We start from the raw sequence: 16,470 nt of genomic DNA, 5'->3' as shown, positions 1-16,470 counted from the left end.
GCGCGATCCACAACAGCACAGGGGTGGGCCATGCGAACGTATGGGAGCAAGTACACGGTGGCGCTCGCGATCGTGGCGGTGACACTGCTCGGCAGCGCCGTTCTGCTCAATCGTCTCCAGGGCCGCCCGGCGGACGATGCGGGTTCGACGATCGCCGCCACCGCGCCCGTGGACCTGGGCCACCCGTTCGCCAATACCCCGACCGCCACCTGGTCCGAAGGCGCGGCCGGAATACAGCCGCCCGCCGCCGCGCCGGTCGGGCGCTACTCGGCCGCGACCGTGACCGCGGCCACCGATCGCGTCAAACAGCTGATCGTCGCCGCCCGGCTGGATCAGCACGTCCTCGAAACCCAGGACGCCGAACCGGTGCTGGCCCTGCTGGCCACACACCAGGTCGAGGACATCCGGCCGAAACTGAAGTCCGGGAACGCGGCGGACACCTGGTGGCTGACCGAGAAGCTGGCACCCGGATATCGGCTGCTGCCGGTCTCGCCGCGGGTCGAAGGGTCCATGACGGTGGGGCTGAACAGCAAGGGCGAGTTGGCGATTCGCACCGATTACTCGGTGGCGTACGCGTTCACGCCGCCGGACCGCACCGGGTACGGGGCCTTCGACATCGTCGCGATGGTGCGGCGGGTGGTCGAGTACGACTGGGTCGAGGACCCTGCCTACGACGGCGGATCGCAGGGGATGTGGATCGGCGACGTCCAGGGCTTCGCGTATCCGGTCAACTGCTTCCTGGGGAAGAAGGGCTATCTGGCCCCCAACTACGGCAATCCGCCGTCGTTCGGCGGCGCGCCGGACAAGCATCGGCCCGAGTACTACTTCGATCGGTCGATGCCGATGCCCCAGGACGGCAACTGCTGAGGCGACGCGCCGACTTCATGTTTGACATGCGTACCCGTGCATATAAGAATGGCATCGGTTTCCAATAAGGAGTTGGTTCGATGACCACGGACAGCGGCGCGCCCCTGCGGCGCTCGCACGTCGCGACCGAGGCTCCGGCCGCGATCCCCCACGACGAGTATCCGTACCGGTCGCCGCAGCCGCCGGTGGTGCCGTCACGCACCATTCTCGACTCCGCCGGGGAACTGCTGCGCGCCCTCGCGGCGCCGGTGCGCATCGCCATCGTGCTGCAACTGCGGGAGTCGCCGCGCTGCGTGCACGAACTCGTCGATACCCTCGGAGTGACCCAGCCGCTGATCAGTCAGCACCTGCGGATCCTGAAGTCCGCGGGGGTGGTGCGTGGTGAGCGCACCGGGCGCGAGGTCATCTACGAGCTGGTCGACGAGCATCTCGCGCACATCGTCATCGACGCGGTCGCGCACGCAGAGGAAGGGTGACCCGTGGGAACAACCGAGAAGACGGTCGGAGTTCGCAGCACCCGTCAGCGCAGCGCCATCGCCGCACTGCTGGCCGACATCGACGAATTCCGCTCCGCGCAGGAACTGCACGACGAACTCCGCAAACGCGGTGAGGGCATCGGCCTGACCACGGTCTACCGGACCCTGCAATCCCTGGCCGACGCCGGCATGGTCGACGTGCTGCGCACCGACACCGGCGAATCGGTGTACCGGCAGTGCTCGAGCGGACACCACCATCACCTGGTCTGCCGCCGCTGCGGCAGCACCGTCGAGGTGGAGGGACCGACCGTGGAAGCGTGGGCCGACTCGATCGCCGCCGAGCACGGATTCACCGATATCAGCCACACCATGGAAATTTTCGGCACCTGCCGCGAATGCTGCGCCGCGAAGGGCTGACCAGCCGGAATCCCGCGTGGCCCACACAAATTCGCAACAGATGGGACAGGGCTGACATGGCAGTGTCAGCTTGTTGAGAACGGATATTCGTTTTAATTTGGGCGCATGCCCAGAGTCAGCGATGCACACCTGGAACGCCGCAGACAACAGATTCTCGACGCCGCACAGACCTGCTTCGCCCGCACAGGCCTGCACGCCACCACCATGCAGGACGTCTTCGCCGAATCCGGGCTCTCCGCCGGAGCGGTCTACCGCTACTTCAAATCCAAGAACGACATCATCGAGGCCCTCGCGACCGAAGCCACCGTCGACCTGCGCGCCACCCTCAGCGAAGCCGTCTACAGCGACCCGCTACCCACGCCGCCCGCACTGGTCCGGCTGATGAGCGAGGACATCGTCAAGCTCAGCGCCCCCGGCGGGCCCGTGCGGGTCATCCCCCAGTCCTGGGCGCTGGCCCTCACCGACGCCAATATCGCCGATTACGTGCGCACCAATATTCTCGGCTTCCGCCGCCTGTGGTTCGACTACGCCAACCGCATGCGCGACGCGGGCTGGTTCCCCCCGGACGCCGACACCGACGCCATCGCCAAGATCTTCCTCGGGCTGCTGCCCGGGATCATCCTGCAGCACCTCATTCTCGGCGACGCCGATCCCGACACCTTCGCGCGCGGCATCACCGAGATCCTGCCCGGCTATCGCGACGCCGCCGGGGAACCCGAAACCGCCCGGGCCTGAACCGATCCCGGGCGGCGAGCCCCGTCAGGGCAGCAGGCCCTGGCGGGCGCGGCCCGCACCGGACAGCGTCAACAGCAGCAGGGTGGCCAGCGGCTCGTCCTCCAGCCCGGCGGCCGGGAAGGTGTAGCGCAGGATCACGTCCGCCAGCTTGTCGCGCGACACCACGGTCAGCGTGCCGAACTGGAGCGCGGCATTGCGCTCGGCGACCCGCTTGTGCAGCTGCGGCTTCACCGGGCGGTCCCAGGCCAGAATGCACATGAGCGCCAGCACATCCAGGCCCGGCGACAGGTTGACCCCGCGCAGCGAGCACAGCGCGCCCTCGTATTCGAAACCGAGGGCGCCCTCTTCCTCGCGAACCTCCACGCCGTAGCGCAGCAGCAGGGCGCGGGCGCGGTCCTGCAGCGCCTCCGCGGGAGTGAGCTGATCGGTCACTTCACACCTCCGAAACGGCGGTCGCGCTTGGCGTACTCCAGGCACGCGTCCCAGAGATTGCGGCGATCGAAATCGGGGAAAAGCGTTTCCTGGAACACGAATTCGGCGTACGCGGCCTGCCAGATCAGGAAGTTGGAGCTGCGCAGCTCACCCGACGGGCGCAGGAACAGGTCCACGTCCGGCATATCGGGCTCGTCCAGGTACTGGGCGACGGTGGCCTCGGTGACCTTCTCCGGATCCAGCTCCCCCGCGGCCACCCGGCGCGCGATTTCCCGTGCGGCGTCGGCGATCTCGGCGCGGCCGCCGTAGTTGACGCACATGGTCAGGGTCATCACCGTATTGTCCTTGGTGAGCTCCTGCGCGACTTCCAATTCCTTGATCACGCTGCGCCACAGGCGCGGTCGCCGCCCGGCCCACCGCACCCGCACACCCATCTCGTGCATCTCGTCGCGGCGGCGGCGGATCACATCGCGGTTGAAGCCCATCAGGAAGCGGACCTCGTCCGGGCTGCGCCGCCAGTTCTCGGTGGAGAACGCGTACGCCGACAGCCACTTCACACCCATCTCGATGCAGCCCTCGACGGTGTCCATGAGCACCGCCTCGCCGCGCTCGTGTCCCGCGGTGCGCGGCAGCCCGCGCTCCTGCGCCCACCGCCCGTTCCCGTCCATCACCAGCGCCACATGCCTGGGCACGAACTCCGCCGGAATCGCCGGCGGCTTCGCCCCCGACGGATGCGGCGACGGCGGCCGCACAACACGCTGCTCAGTCGATGACTTCCGGTTCCCGATCACGCCCCCATCCTGCCCGACGCGCCGGAGCGCCGGACGCCGCCCACTGTATTCACACCGGACCTCCACACCACCGACACTCGTTCCGCGAATTCCGGCGCCGGACCGGCGGGTGGTCGACCGGTCAGCCGATGGCGGCTTCGGTGCGGTCGACAGCCTCGTGGGGGCGGGTGCGCTCGATGAGCGGGAGGGTGCGGAGCTGACGCTCCAAATGCCATTGCAGGTGCGCGGCGATGAGGCCGCTGGCCTGGCGGCGCATGGCGTCGGTGACGGCGTCGACGCCGGACCAGTCGCCGCGCTCGAGGGCGCTCATGTGGTCGAGGACGCCGAGCATCGGGGTGGCCGCGCCGGGCGGGCGGCAGTGCACGCAGACCGCGCCGCCGGCGGCTACGTGGAAGGCCCGGTGCGGGCCGGGGGTGGCGCAGCGGGCGCAGTCGTCGAGCGCGGGAGCCCAGCCCGCGAAACCCATGGCGCGCAACAGGAACGCGTCGAGGATCAGTTCGTGCGGGCGATGACCCAGGGCGATGGCGCGCAGGGCGCCCGCGGTGAGGGTGTGCAGGCGAGCGGCGGGTGCGCCCTCCTCGCCCGCGAGGCGTTCGGCGGTTTCGAGGACCGCGCACGCGGTGGTGTAGCGGCCGTAGTCGGCGACGATGTCGGCGGCGAAGGTCTCGACCGTGTGCACCTGGGTGACGGTGTCGAGATTGCGGCCGGGATGGAGCTGGATGTCGACGTAGGCGAACGGTTCCAGGCGGGCGCCGAACTTGGAGCGCGTGCGCCGCACACCCCGGGCTACCGCGCGCACCAGACCGTGCTGGCGGGTCAGGAGCGTGACGATACGGTCCGCCTCGCCCAGCTTGTGCTGGCGCAACACCACCGCATGATCCCGATACAACCGCACCGCAACAGTCTCGCACGCGGGACCGACCGGGCGGTGACGAGTCGCGGCGTGTAGCGCGGCGGGGCGCGGTTAGAAGTTCGTTGGCCCGCGATTGGCGACTGAAACCAGGCTGAAACCCGCAAGGCAGAGCATTCGGACGCACCCATCGGAGGACTCCATGACGCGCCAGACTCCCGCCGCCGGATCCCGCTGGGCGGCCGTGCCGTCCGCGCCCCGATCGCTGCGCGCCGCCCGGCGGATGGTCGCGGCGACCCATATCTGTACTGCCGTCCGGCCCTGGAGGGGTGGGCCGGACGGCGGTACGCCCTCGAACGATCGGCGCGGGGATAGGTAAGGCCGGAGGTCGCCTTTCACAACCGCCACCTGTTGGACGTGTGACCAAAGTCGCGCTATGTTACTCCCGAGTACAAACGAGACGGGATTCACATGACTTTGGCGTCTGTCGGCGAACTGGGCCTGACGGAACTCGCGGCGGCCCTGGCGGCGGGCACGATCACATCGGTCGAGGCGACCACGGCCGTACTCGATCGCATCGAGGCCAGCCAGGGGGCATTGAACGCCTTCCGGATCGTGCGCCGGGCCGAGGCCCTCGCCGAGGCCGCCGAGGCGGACCGCAAACTCGCCGCCGGACAACGGGAACCGCTGCTCGGGGTGCCGCTCGCCATCAAGGACGACACCGACCTGACCGGCACGCCAACGGCATTCGGCTGCGGCGGTGACTTCCCCGCCGCGACCGAGGACGCCGAAGCGGTGCGCCGATTGCGCGCGGCGGGCGCGGTGATCGTCGGCAAGACCAATACCTGTGAGCTCGGCCAGCTCCCGTTCACCAGCGGAGACGCCTTCGGCCACACCACGAATCCGTGGAGCGCGGGCCACACCCCCGGCGGTTCGTCGGGTGGTTCCGCGGCGGCGGTCGCGGCCGGATTGGTCCCCGCCGCACTGGGTTCCGACGGGGCCGGCTCGGTGCGGATCCCCGCCGCCTGGAACAACCTGTTCGGCATCAAACCCCAGCGCGGTCGCATCTCGACCTGGCCGCTGCCCGAAGCCTTCCACGGGCTCACCGTGAACGGCCCGCTCGCCCGCACCGTCGCCGACGCCGCGCTGCTGCTCGACGCCGCCGCCGGCCCGCACCCCGGCGACCTGCACACCCCGCCCGCGCTGCGCGTCTCCGACGCGGTCGGCCGCGATCCGGGCCGCCTGCGCATCGCGCTCTCGCTGCGAATCCCGTTCACCGCCACCAAGACCGCGCTCGATCGCGAGGTCGAGGCCGGTGTGCACGCCACCGCCGCGACCCTGCGCCGTCTCGGCCACCAGGTCACCATCGCCGACGTGCACTACGGCGTGCTGATGGGCGCGACCTTCCTGCCGCGGTCCATGGTCGGCATCCGCGAGGCCCTCGACCGGCTGCCCGGCGCGCAGGTCGACCCGCGCACCCACCACAACGCCACCGTCGGCCGCCTGCTGTCCCCGCTGCTGTTCGCCGCCCGCGCCGCGGAACCGTTGCTGCGCAAGCAGACCGGCCGCATCTTCGACGACTTCGACCTGGTACTGGCCCCCACCACCGCCACCCCGCCCCCGGGTGTCCGCGAGATCGACGGCATCGGCTCCTGGGCCACCGACGAACTCATCACCGCCGCCTGCCCCTACACCTGGCCGTGGAACGTGCTGGGCTGGCCGGCGGTCAACATCCCCTCCGGTTTCACCGCGGACGGGCTCCCGGTCGGCTCCCAGCTGATGGGCCCCGCCAACTCCGAGGAACTGCTGGTTTCGGTCGCGGCCCAGCTGGAATCGGAACTCCAGTGGTACAAGGCCCGCCCGACCCCGTGGTGGCCGCAGTCCTAGAAACGACGAATGGCACACCGGCGAGGGAACATTCCCTCACCGGTGTGCCATTCGCATGACGCGGGTCAGAAGCCGAGCTTGCCCAGCTGCTTCGGGTCGCGCTGCCAGTCCTTGGCCACCTTCACGTGCAGGTGCAGGTAGATGCGGGTGCCGAGGATGTGCTCGATCTGCTTGCGGGCGTTGGTGCCGACCTCTTTCAGGCGGGCGCCGCCCTTGCCGATGATGATGGCCTTCTGGCTGGGGCGCTCCACGTACAGCAGGGCGTGCACATCGAGCATGCCCTCCGCGGAGCGACTGCCGTCGGTCTCGGTGTCGTCGTTCTCCTCGCGTTCGAGGACCTCCTCGATGACCACCGCGAGCGAGTGCGGGAGCTCGTCGCGCACGCCCTCCAGCGCGGCCTCGCGAATGAGCTCGGCCATCAGGACTTCCTCGGGCTCGTCGGTGAGCTCGCCGTCCGGGTAGAAGGCCGGGCCCTCGGGCATCTGCGAGGCGATGACGTCGATGAGCACCTCGACCTGTTCGCCCTTGACCGCGGACACCGGAACCACCTCGGCCTCGGGACCCAGCAGCTGGGAGACCGCCATCAACTGGTGCGCGACCTGGTCGCGGCTCACCTTGTCGATCTTGGTGACCACACCCAGCAGGGTGGTCTTGGGCGCCATGGTCTTGATCTGCTCGACGATCCAGCGGTCACCGGGACCGATCTTCTCGTCCGCCGGAATGCAGACCGCGATCACGTCGACTTCCGAATACGTATCGCGCACCAGGTCGTTGAGCCGCTGCCCGAGCAGGGTGCGCGGCCGGTGCAGACCGGGGGTGTCGACCAGGATCAGCTGCGCGTGGTCGCGGTGCACGATGCCGCGGATGGTGTGCCGGGTGGTCTGCGGCCGCGAGGAGGTGATGGCGATCTTCTGCCCCACCATGGCATTGGTCAGCGTGGACTTGCCGGTGTTCGGCCGCCCCACGAAACACACGAAGCCGGAACGGAATTCGCCCTTGCCGTCGCCCTTGCCGCTCATTCGAAGACCTCCGATTCGGTGTCCAGGTCGAAACCCGCCGGGACCTTACGCGCACCCGCGGCATCGTCGTCGGGGCGTTGCGCCGCGATGGGGTTCTCCACGCCGTAGTGGTCGTCGGCGTCCAGCACGTCGAACACCGCGCCCTTGACGTCGCTGAAAATGATTCGCGCCGTGGGCGATACCTCACGCACCGCCGCGACACCGGGATCGGACAGCTTGCCCGCCACCACCACGGCCGCCTCGAAACCGGTCGCGCCGCTGGAGATCGCGGCCGCCACCGCGGCCTGCAGGGCGGTCAGCGGGAGCGCGGTCAGCTCCACCGTCCCGGCCGCGTAGGTGCGGCCGTGGGTGTCGCGCACGGCCGCGCCGCCGCGGCCGCCGGTGCGGCCCATCGCGCCGCGGGCGAGCACCCGCAGCTTGCCGTCCTCGGCGTCGAGCTCAATCATCGGCGTTCATCTCGGTCATCGGCCTCTCCATCGTCGTGTGCGCCGCCCGGTTCCTGTTCCGCCGGTTCGGTTCTCGTCTTCTCCTGGGCCCTGCGCACCACCACCGTGTGGATCCGCATGCGGCCGCGCGCGTCGGCCCCGCCCTCCCCCTTCAATTGCAAGCCCTGGACGACGGCCTTGGAGCCGGGCAGCGGGACGCGGCCCAGGGCGTGCGCGAGCAGGCCGCCGACGGTGTCGACGTCCTCCTCCTCGATCTCGATGTCGAACAGCTCGCCCAGGTCGTCGACGGGCAGCCGGGCCGAGACCCGGAACTTGCCGGCGCCGATCTGCTCGATCGGCGCGATCTCGTCCTTGTCGTACTCGTCGGCGATCTCGCCCACGATCTCCTCGAGAATGTCCTCGATGGTGACCAGGCCCGCGATGCCGCCGTACTCGTCGACCAGCACCGCCATGTGGTTGCGGTGGCGCTGCATCTCGTCGAGCAGCGCGTCGAGGGGCTTGGAATCGGGGATGAAGACGGCGGGCCGCATGACCTGGCGCACCTTCACCTTCCGGCTCCGATCCGCGTACGGGACAAGGTCTTTCAGGTAGACGACGCCGAGAATGTCGTCGACGTTCTCCCCGATCACCGGAATCCGCGAATGCCCCGACCGCACCGCCAGCGACAGGGCCTGCGCCGCGGTCTTGTCCGCCTCGATCCACACCATCTCGGTGCGCGGCACCATGACCTCGCGCGCCGGGGTGGAATCGAGTTCGAACACCGACTGGATCATGCGCGCCTCGTCGGCGTCCACCACGCCGCGCTCACCCGCCAGATCCACCACTTCGCGCAGTTCGATCTCGGAGGCGAAGGGGCCGTTGCGGAATCCCTTACCGGGGGTGATCGCATTACCGATCAGGATCAGCAGGCGGCTGATCGGGCCGAGCAGCGAGCCGATGGCCTGCAAGGGCAGCGACGCGCCCAGCGCCAGCGAGTAGGCGTGCTGACGGCCCAGCGTACGCGGGCCGACACCGATCACCACGTAGTCGACGAGCACCATGACCGCCGCGGTGATCAGCAGCGCGGGCGCCTCGCCCAGCGAGTCCAGGAGCACGGCCGCCAGCAACACCGTTGCCGTGATCTCGCACGTAAGGCGCAGCAGCACCATGAGATTCACATACCGCGGCCGATCCGCGATGATGCGCGCCAGCCGCGCCGCCCCGGTCCGCTCCGCGCGCACCAGATCCTCGACGCGCGCGGGCGAAATGGTGTTCAGCGCCGAATCCAGCGCCGCGAACACCCCGCCGGCCGGGACCAGGACGATCGCCAGCAGCAGCAGAACGAATGAATTCACGCCGGGCCCAGCGGATCACCGGTGGTGTCGGTGAATCCGGTCTTGCCCAGCAGCCGCTGGTCGCGCTCGGCCAGCTCGGCGCGGCGCATCTCCTGGCGCACGTTCTCGTACCAGCCCTCCAGTAGGGAGGCCTGCAACGCGAACATCTCCTTCTCCTCCTCCGGCTCGGCGTGGTCGTAGCCGAGGAGGTGCAGGACGCCGTGCACGGTCAGCAGCGCCAGCTCGTGATCCATGGAGTGCCCGGCCTTCTCGGCCTGCTGGGCCGCGAACTCCGGGCAGAGCACGATGTCGCCGAGCATGGAGGGGCCGGGCTCGGCGGCATCGGGCCGCCCGCCCGGCTCCAGCTCGTCCATGGGGAACGACATGACGTCGGTCGGACCCGGTAGGTCCATCCAGCGCATGTGCAGATCCGCCATGGTGTCGAGATCGACCAGCACCATCGACAGCTCGGCCGCCGGATGGACGTCCATCTGACCGATGACGAACCGCGCGACGCTGACCAGTTCTTCTTCGGATACCTCGATACCCGATTCGTTGGCGATCTCGATACTCACCCGATCAGCGTAGTGGTCGAGTTCAGTGCCGGTCTCCCCGGCTCGCGGCACGTCGCTGCGCCCGATTGCCCGGATAGTGCACCGCCGCCGGCGGGCGCGTGTCCGACTCGTAGCGGTCGTAGGCGTCCACGATCGCCCCGACCAGGCGGTGACGGACCACATCGGCGCTGGTGAGCTCGGCGATGTGGATGTCCTCGATGCCGTGCAGGATCTCCGTGGCCGCGCGCAGACCCGACCGCGCGTTGTTCGGCAGGTCGACCTGGGTGATGTCACCGGTCACCACGATCTTGGAACCGAAGCCCAGACGGGTGAGGAACATCTTCATCTGCTCGGCCGTCGTGTTCTGCGCCTCGTCCAGAATGATGAACGAGTCGTTGAGCGTGCGACCGCGCATGTAGGCCAGTGGCGCGACCTCGATGACCCCGGCCTGCATGAGCTTCGGGATCGCCTCGGGATCCATCATGTCGTGCAGGGCGTCGTAGAGCGGGCGCAGGTACGGGTCGATCTTCTCGTTGAGTGTGCCCGGCAGGAAGCCCAGCCGCTCGCCCGCCTCGACCGCGGGCCGGGTCAGGATGATGCGGTTGACCTGCTTGGTCTGCAACGCCTGCACGGCCTTGGCCATGGCGAGGTAAGTCTTGCCGGTACCCGCCGGGCCGACGCCGAAGACGATGGTGTGCGCGTCGATGGCGTCGACGTAGCGCTTCTGGTTCAGCGTCTTGGGTCGGATGGTCCTGCCGCGCCGGGACAGGATGTCCAGGCTGAGCACCTCGGCCGGGGAGTCCGAGGAACCCTCGGTGAGCATGGAGTAGGTGTGCCGCACCGCCTCGGGCGTGACCACTCGGTTGCGCGCGGTCAACGCGACGAGCTGGGCCACCACGCGCTCGGCCAGCGCCACATCGGCCGGTTTGCCGGTCAGAGTGACGGAGTTGCCGCGGACGTGGATGTCGGCATCGAGGAGGCGCTCGAGTTCACGCAGGTTCTCATCAGCCGAACCCAGGAATCCGAACACCGACTCCGGTGCCAATTCGATGCTCGAACGAACGGTCCGCCCCGCCGGTCCGGAACCGTCGACACCGCCGATGCGGGCAGTGGTTGTGCTCTGATCGCCGATTTCGCCTGGTGTTCTCAAAAGTGGCTATGGCCTGCTTTCCGGTCTCGAAGCCGTCGTCGTTGACAGAAGTTTACCGCCGCCTACCGACACCGCCCAGTGAATAAGCGGCTACCAGCAGGCATAACGCCCCGCTGACACGCAACTGCCGCTGGGCCGAATCCATTCCGTGGCGAACCCCGCGGGATCGATCCGCCGATCCGCGGGCGAGGGTTACCAGCGCGGGGTGAGAGCGCCCAGCGCGCCGAGCGCGACGGCCGCGGCGGTGGAGGTGCGCAGCACCGTGGGGCCGAGCAGGACGATCTCGGCTCCGGCTTCGGCGAGGGCCTTCAGCTCGGAGTCGTCCAGGCCGCCCTCGGGGCCGACGATGAGAATGATCTCGGGCACCGCGGCGAAAGACATTTCGGTCAAACGGGATTCACCGGACTCGTGCAGGGCGGCCACCAGCGCGCCCTGGGCCTTGGCCGAGCGCACCAGCTCCAGCAGATCCTTGGTGTCATGCAGCTCCGCCACATCCGGGATGTAGGCGCGCCGCGACTGCCGGGCGGCCTGCTTGGCGGCGGCGCGCCACTTCTCGACGCCCTTGCGGGCCTTGGACTCCCAGTTGGAGACACAGCGCAGCGCCTGCCACGGGACGATGGCGTCGGCGCCCGCCTCGGTCATCAGCTCGACCGCCAGTTCCGAACGGTCGGACTTGGGCAGCGCCTGGACCACCGTCACCTGCGGGGTCCAGGGCGCGGCCGCGCGCTTGGACAGGACCTTCAGCTCGAGGCGATCCTTCTGGGCCGCAACCACTTCCGAATCGGCGAGGATCCCGTGCCCGTCGGACAGCGTGATCGGCTCCCCCACCCGGGTGCGGCGCACCGTGGCGGCGTGGCGGCCCTCGGGGCCGTCCAGCACCGCGGTCGCACCCGGTTCGGGGATCTCGTCGAGGTAGAAGACGGTGGCGGCCAAGGGATCAGCGTCCGCTGAACGAGGCGCGCAGACGGGCGAACAGGCCCGAGTTGTGCTCGGACTGCGCCGACAGCACCTCGGTGTGCTCGTTGGCCCGCATGCCCTTGTACTTGCGCAGCAGGTCCGACTGCTTGGCGTCGAGCTTGGTCGGCACCACGATGTCGAGGTGCGCGATCAGGTCGCCGCGAGAGTTGGCGCGCAGCTTCGGCATTCCGTGGCCGCGCAGCACCGACGCCTCGCCGGGCTGGGTGCCCGCCGGGATGGTCAGCTCGACCGGGCCGTCGAGGATGGTGTCGATGACGACCGTGGTGCCCAGCGCCGCGTCCACCATGGGAACCCGGATGGTGCAGTGCAGGTCGTCGCCGTCGCGCACGAAGGTGTCGTGCGGCTGCTCCACGATCTCCACGTACAGGTCGCCGGCGGGACCGCCGCCCGGGCCGACCTCGCCCTGGGCCGCGAGACGCACCCGCATGCCGTTGGCCACACCGGCCGGGATCGGCGCGGCGATCTCGCGGCGCGAACGCACGCGGCCGTCGCCGCCGCACTTGCGGCAGGGGTCCGGAATCGTCTCGCCCGCGCCCCGGCAGGTGGGGCAGGGACGCGAGGTCATGACCTGGCCGAGGAAGGACCGCTGCACGGTCTGCACCTCGCCCGCGCCGCCACAGGTCTCACAGCGCACCGGCTTGGAGTTGCCGTTGGTGCCCGAACCCTGGCACAGGTCGCAGAGGATGGCGGTGTCGACGGTCAGGTGCTTGGTGACGCCCACCGCGCACTCCTGCAGCGAAAGCCGGGTCCGCAGCAGCGAATCCGCGCCCGGCTGCACCCGGCCGCGCGGCTTGCGGGTGCCGCCGGAGGCGTTCATGCCGCCGAAGAACGCCTCGAAGACGTCGCCGAGGCCGCCGAAGCCCGCGCCCGAGAAGCCGCCGCCCATGCCGCCGCCGGATTCCATCGGATCGCCGCCGAGGTCGACGATGCGACGCTTCTCCGGGTCCGACAGCACCTCGTAGGCCGTGGAGACCTCGCGGAACTTCTCCTGGGCCTCCGGCTCCGGATTCACGTCGGGATGCAGTTCGCGGGCCAGCTTCCGGTAGGCGCGCTTGATCTCCTGGTCGGTCGCACCCCGTGCGACTCCGAGCAGTGCGTAATAGTCCCGTGCCACGTGCGTCTCTAGTCCTGTTTCGTCTCGTGCTTGCTCACCGTTCGGCGAGCACCTCACCGATGTACCGGGCGACGGCCGCCACCGAGGCAATGGTCCCCGGATAGTCCATGCGGGTCGGCCCCAGCACCCCCATACCTCCGAGCACCGTACCGGTCAGCCCGTAACCGGTGGACACCACGGCCGTCCCGCGCATCTGCTCGACCTTGGTCTCCTCACCGATCTGCACCGTCACGGTACCCGGCTGCTGCGCCGCGGCCAGCAGCTTCAATACGATCACCTGCTCCTCGAGCGCCTCCAGAACGGTGCGCAGGGAACCGGGGAAACCGTTGCCCGGGAAGTCGGAGGCATTGCGGGTGAGGTTGGCGGTACCGCCCAGCACGAGGCGTTCCTCCGCGTGCTCGACGAGGGTCTCGACCAGCACCGTGGACACCCGGACCAGCACGTCGCGCAGCTTGGCCGGGGAGTGCTCGGGCAGTTCGGCCACCGCCGCGGAGGCCGCAGCCAGGCGCTTGCCCTCCATCGCCTTGCCGAGCATGCCGCGCAGCGCGGCCAGATCCTCGTCGCTGATCAGATTGCCCAGATCGACCAGGCGCTGATCGACCCGGCCGGTGTCGGTGATCACCACCAGCAGCAGCCGCGCCGGATTGAGCGCGACCACCTCGATGTGCCGGACGGTCGACGCCGACACCGTCGGGTACTGGACCATGGCGACCTGCCGGGTCAGCTGCGCGAGCAGCCGGACCCCGCGGCGCAGCACATCGTCGAGATCGACGCCGCTCTCCAGGAATTCCATGATGGCCCGGCGTTCCGGACCGGACAGCGGCTTCACCTCGGAGATGTGATCGACGAACTGCCGGTAACCCTTGTCGGTGGGGATGCGGCCGGACGAGGTGTGCGGCTGGGCGATGTAGCCCTCGGCCTCCAGCACCGCCATGTCGTTGCGGACGGTCGCGCTGGACACGCCGAGGTTGTGGCGCTCCACCAGGGTCTTGGACCCGATCGGCTCCTTGGTCGCGATGTAGTCCGCGACGATGGCCCGCAGGACCTCGAGCCGTCGCTGCTCAGTGCTCGACATGGTGGCCCCACCTCCTCGCTCGCCTCGGGCACGCCTGGCGCGTCCCCGAGCCTTCCGCGGCGGGACACTGGGCGCCGGCCATACGGAATTCCCGGATTATCCACTCCAGGATAGTGGGCGTCGCGCAGCTCGCCGTATGACCGCCCGCACGCTCACCGCCCGGCGGCGGCCTCCACCATCGCCGCCACGTCGGCCGGGTGCGAGACCAGCCCGGCGTGCGAGGCGTCGATCGAGGAGACATGGGCGTTCATGCGCTTGGCCATATCCCATTGGGAGGCGGGCGGAATCACCCGGTCGGCGGTGGACACCAGGTACCAGCTCGGTGTCGAGGCCCACGACGGCGCGCCCGAGGCCTCGAGGTTGGCGGACAGGGCGAGCGAATGCTGGCGGGCGGCCATGTCGGCGGCGGTCGCCGGGTCGACGTCCTGGGCGAAGACCTCGGGGAAGCGGGCCGGGTCGATGTAGGCGTCCAGGTTCCTGCCCGCGATGCCCTGCGCGTCGTCGACGGCCTTCAGTCTCAGCGCGAGAGTTAGCTGCGAACCCGGGTACTGGATCGGATTCAGTTCCAGCAGCGCGGCTTCGCCCTGCACGGGAGCGAAAGCGGCGATGTAGACCAGTGATTCGACCTCGGGGTCGTGCACATTGCTGATCACGGTGCCGCCGTAGGAGTGCCCGACCAGCACGATCGGACCGGTGATGCCGTCGAGGGTGCGCTGGATCGCGGCCGCGTCGTACGCGGGACCGCGCAGTGGGTTGTCCGGCGTCACGACGGGGTAGCCGTCCGCGCGCAGTCGCGCGGCGACGCCGTCCCAGCTGGAGGCGTCGGCGAAGGCGCCGTGCACCAGCACGACCGTCGGCAGGTCCGCGGCGGTGGCCGATCCGGCGGCGAGCGGGCTCGCGGCGAGCGCCACGGCCGCGGCCGCGCTGAACGTCGCGCGAGTGAGGCGTCGGGTACGGAAGCGGTTCGGGACGGGTCGCGTCAGTGGCTTCACCATGAGATGTCCTCGGGCCGAAGGTGTCGATCCTGACCGGTGCTGCGCAATCTCCGGTGAACAATTTAGTCCCGACCAGGCGGTTTCACTCGCGGTTGGCCGAATCCGTTCGCCTCAGGTCAGCAGGGTGCGGACGACGCCGTCGGCGAGCAAGCGGCCGCGGTCGGTGAGGATCAGGCGGTCGCCGGCCCGCTCGGCCAGACCGTCCGCGATCACGCGCTCGGCGGCGGCCCGGCCGTCCGCGTCGAGATCGGCCAGCGGCAGGCCGGTGCGCAGCCGCACGGTCAGCATGACGCGCTCGGTGTAGCGCTCCTCGTCGGTGAGCGACTCCCAGCCCGCCGCGGGCAACGCACCCGTGGTGACCCGATCCGCGTAGCGCGCCGGGTGTTTCACGTTCCACCAGCGGGTGCCGCCGACATGACTGTGCGCGCCCGGGCCCGCGCCGAGCCAGTCGCCGCCGTCCCAGTAGCCGAGGTTGTGGCGGCAGCGGCCCGCGTCGGAGGCGGCCCAGTTGGAGACCTCGTACCAGTGCAGGCCCGCCGCGGCCAGGCGGGTGTCGATGCGTTCGTAGCGGGCGGCCAGCACGTCGTCGTCGGGGGCGGGCAGTTCGCCGCGGCGGACGCGGCGGGCCAGCGCGGTGCCGTCCTCCACGATCAGCGAGTAGGCCGAGACGTGGTCCACGCCCGCGGACAGCACGGCGTCGAGGCTGGCGTCCAGATCGGCGTCGGATTCGCCAGGGGTTCCGTAGATGAGGTCCAGGTTGACGTGGTCGAAGCCCGCCGCGCGGGCTTCCCTCGCGGCCGCCACCGCCCGGCCCGGCGTATGGGTGCGGTCCAGGATCTTCAGCACGTGCTGGGCCGCCGACTGCATGCCCAGCGAGATCCGGGTGTACCCGGCCGCCCGCAGCCGCTCGAAGAACTCCGGCGAGGTGGATTCCGGATTGGACTCGGTGGTCACCTCCGCGCCGGGCGCGAGGGTGAAGTTGTCGCGGATCGCGTCGAGCACCCCGGCCAGGCCGTCACCACCGAGCAGCGACGGCGTGCCGCCGCCCACGAACACCGTCTCGACCGCGGGCGTCGACGAGGGCAGCGCGTCGAATTCCCGTGCCGCCGCGGCCAGCTCGCCGCGCAGCGCCTCGAACCAGGACTGCGGCGAGGACGAGGAGCCCAGCTCCCCCGCCGTGTAGGTGTTGAAGTCGCAGTATCCGCAGCGTGTCGCGCAGAACGGCACGTGGATGTAGATCCCGAACGGCCCGCCCCCGAAGTCGCGCAGCACCGGCGCGTCGGCGTCCTGCGCGGAGGCCGTGCCGGCGGTCTGTTCGGGAGCGGTGGAGGTCACCCGTTCAGTGTGACCGGTTGCCCGCATCACAGCGCA

General features: G+C 69.8%; 18 protein-coding genes. 5 read left to right on the top strand and 13 right to left on the bottom strand.

Annotated features, from left to right (window positions below; all coding sequences use genetic code 11):
- Positions 1–30: 30 nt before the first annotated feature.
- From ACFRAQ_RS06725 to ACFRAQ_RS06710, 4 genes are all read left to right on the top strand, one after another.
- Positions 31–867, top strand: coding sequence for a hypothetical protein (locus ACFRAQ_RS06725; protein WP_379094965.1), 837 nt, complete (start codon positions 31–33; stop codon positions 865–867).
- 80 nt (positions 868–947) lie between these two features.
- Entirely contained in the window at positions 948–1,343 is a 396-nt protein-coding gene (locus ACFRAQ_RS06720) for a metalloregulator ArsR/SmtB family transcription factor (RefSeq protein WP_213560109.1), read from the top strand.
- Between the two features lie 3 nt (positions 1,344–1,346).
- Positions 1,347–1,760 carry a Fur family transcriptional regulator gene (locus ACFRAQ_RS06715; RefSeq protein WP_379094962.1) on the top strand — a complete coding sequence of 138 codons (414 nt, stop codon included), beginning with the start codon at positions 1,347–1,349 and terminating at the stop codon, positions 1,758–1,760.
- 105 nt (positions 1,761–1,865) lie between these two features.
- Entirely contained in the window at positions 1,866–2,495 is a 630-nt protein-coding gene (locus tag ACFRAQ_RS06710) for a TetR/AcrR family transcriptional regulator (RefSeq protein ID WP_379094959.1), read from the top strand.
- Between the two features lie 24 nt (positions 2,496–2,519).
- Here ACFRAQ_RS06710 and ACFRAQ_RS06705 read toward each other — a convergent pair whose 3' ends face one another.
- From ACFRAQ_RS06705 to recO, 3 genes are all read right to left on the bottom strand, one after another.
- Entirely contained in the window at positions 2,520–2,927 is a 408-nt protein-coding gene (locus ACFRAQ_RS06705) for a hypothetical protein (protein WP_379094956.1), read from the bottom strand.
- Positions 2,924–3,718: an isoprenyl transferase gene (locus ACFRAQ_RS06700; protein WP_357086225.1), complete on the bottom strand. Its 795-nt coding sequence runs from the start codon at positions 3,716–3,718 to the stop codon at positions 2,924–2,926. The genes ACFRAQ_RS06705 and ACFRAQ_RS06700 overlap by 4 nt, the downstream gene beginning before the upstream one ends.
- Before the next feature lie 121 nt (positions 3,719–3,839).
- Complete coding sequence (gene recO / locus ACFRAQ_RS06695; protein WP_357278594.1) at positions 3,840–4,613, bottom strand: DNA repair protein RecO; 774 nt, start codon at positions 4,611–4,613, stop codon at positions 3,840–3,842.
- Positions 4,614–5,039: 426 nt separating this feature from the next.
- Here recO and ACFRAQ_RS06690 point away from each other — a divergent pair, with 426 nt between their 5' ends.
- Positions 5,040–6,455, top strand: a complete 1,416-nt coding sequence (locus ACFRAQ_RS06690) for an amidase (RefSeq protein WP_379094953.1) — start codon at positions 5,040–5,042, stop codon at positions 6,453–6,455.
- A gap of 65 nt (positions 6,456–6,520) precedes the next feature.
- Here the strand turns inward: ACFRAQ_RS06690 and era are convergent, their stop codons facing one another.
- The 10 genes from era to hemW form a co-directional block, all read right to left on the bottom strand.
- Complete coding sequence (gene era, locus ACFRAQ_RS06685; protein WP_379094950.1) at positions 6,521–7,474, bottom strand: GTPase Era; 954 nt, start codon at positions 7,472–7,474, stop codon at positions 6,521–6,523.
- On the bottom strand, positions 7,471–7,920 hold the full coding sequence (locus tag ACFRAQ_RS06680) for a cytidine deaminase (protein ID WP_379094947.1): 450 nt from the start codon (positions 7,918–7,920) through the stop codon (positions 7,471–7,473). Before ACFRAQ_RS06680 ends, era begins: the two co-directional genes overlap by 4 nt.
- The gene (locus ACFRAQ_RS06675) at positions 7,917–9,254 is read right to left on the bottom strand and encodes a hemolysin family protein (protein ID WP_379094944.1); all 1,338 of its coding nucleotides are present in this window, start codon (positions 9,252–9,254) and stop codon (positions 7,917–7,919) included. Before ACFRAQ_RS06675 ends, ACFRAQ_RS06680 begins: the two co-directional genes overlap by 4 nt.
- Positions 9,251–9,808: an rRNA maturation RNase YbeY gene (ybeY, locus tag ACFRAQ_RS06670; protein WP_357004316.1), complete on the bottom strand. Its 558-nt coding sequence runs from the start codon at positions 9,806–9,808 to the stop codon at positions 9,251–9,253. Before ybeY ends, ACFRAQ_RS06675 begins: the two co-directional genes overlap by 4 nt.
- 22 nt (positions 9,809–9,830) lie before the next feature.
- Positions 9,831–10,889: a PhoH family protein gene (locus tag ACFRAQ_RS06665; protein WP_357279025.1), complete on the bottom strand. Its 1,059-nt coding sequence runs from the start codon at positions 10,887–10,889 to the stop codon at positions 9,831–9,833.
- A 240-nt stretch (positions 10,890–11,129) separates the two neighbouring features.
- Positions 11,130–11,870, bottom strand: a complete 741-nt coding sequence (locus ACFRAQ_RS06660) for a 16S rRNA (uracil(1498)-N(3))-methyltransferase (protein WP_379094940.1) — start codon at positions 11,868–11,870, stop codon at positions 11,130–11,132.
- 4 nt (positions 11,871–11,874) lie between these two features.
- Positions 11,875–13,029, bottom strand: coding sequence for a molecular chaperone DnaJ (gene dnaJ / locus ACFRAQ_RS06655; protein ID WP_357086237.1), 1,155 nt, complete (start codon positions 13,027–13,029; stop codon positions 11,875–11,877).
- A gap of 34 nt (positions 13,030–13,063) precedes the next feature.
- Positions 13,064–14,104 carry a heat-inducible transcriptional repressor HrcA gene (gene hrcA / locus ACFRAQ_RS06650; protein ID WP_357278606.1) on the bottom strand — a complete coding sequence of 347 codons (1,041 nt, stop codon included), beginning with the start codon at positions 14,102–14,104 and terminating at the stop codon, positions 13,064–13,066.
- A gap of 152 nt (positions 14,105–14,256) precedes the next feature.
- Entirely contained in the window at positions 14,257–15,099 is an 843-nt protein-coding gene (locus tag ACFRAQ_RS06645; protein WP_379094935.1) for an alpha/beta fold hydrolase, read from the bottom strand.
- Between the two features lie 111 nt (positions 15,100–15,210).
- Positions 15,211–16,461: a radical SAM family heme chaperone HemW gene (gene hemW / locus ACFRAQ_RS06640; protein WP_379094932.1), complete on the bottom strand. Its 1,251-nt coding sequence runs from the start codon at positions 16,459–16,461 to the stop codon at positions 15,211–15,213.
- Between the last annotated feature and the right edge of the window lie 9 nt (positions 16,462–16,470).

The sequence above is a fragment of the Nocardia sp. NPDC056611 genome (genome assembly GCF_042792755.1).
GTDB lineage: Bacteria > Actinomycetota > Actinomycetes > Mycobacteriales > Mycobacteriaceae > Nocardia.
This window is presented reverse-complemented; position numbering and strand designations above follow the sequence as displayed.

Excerpts from the sequence above, each read along its gene's own strand:
- ACFRAQ_RS06680 (WP_379094947.1), bottom strand. The coding sequence starts at position 7,920 with ATGATTGAGCTCGACGCCGAGGACGGCAAGCTGCGGGTGCTCGCCCGC.
- era (WP_379094950.1), bottom strand. The coding sequence starts at position 7,474 with ATGAGCGGCAAGGGCGACGGCAAGGGCGAATTCCGTTCCGGCTTCGTG.
- ACFRAQ_RS06645 (WP_379094935.1), bottom strand. The coding sequence starts at position 15,099 with ATGGTGAAGCCACTGACGCGACCCGTCCCGAACCGCTTCCGTACCCGA.
- ACFRAQ_RS06710 (WP_379094959.1), top strand. The coding sequence starts at position 1,866 with ATGCCCAGAGTCAGCGATGCACACCTGGAACGCCGCAGACAACAGATT.
- ACFRAQ_RS06690 (WP_379094953.1), top strand. The coding sequence starts at position 5,040 with ATGACTTTGGCGTCTGTCGGCGAACTGGGCCTGACGGAACTCGCGGCG.
- hemW (WP_379094932.1), bottom strand. The coding sequence starts at position 16,461 with ATGCGGGCAACCGGTCACACTGAACGGGTGACCTCCACCGCTCCCGAA.
- ACFRAQ_RS06725 (WP_379094965.1), top strand. The coding sequence starts at position 31 with ATGCGAACGTATGGGAGCAAGTACACGGTGGCGCTCGCGATCGTGGCG.
- hrcA (WP_357278606.1), bottom strand. The coding sequence starts at position 14,104 with ATGTCGAGCACTGAGCAGCGACGGCTCGAGGTCCTGCGGGCCATCGTC.
- ACFRAQ_RS06720 (WP_213560109.1), top strand. The coding sequence starts at position 948 with ATGACCACGGACAGCGGCGCGCCCCTGCGGCGCTCGCACGTCGCGACC.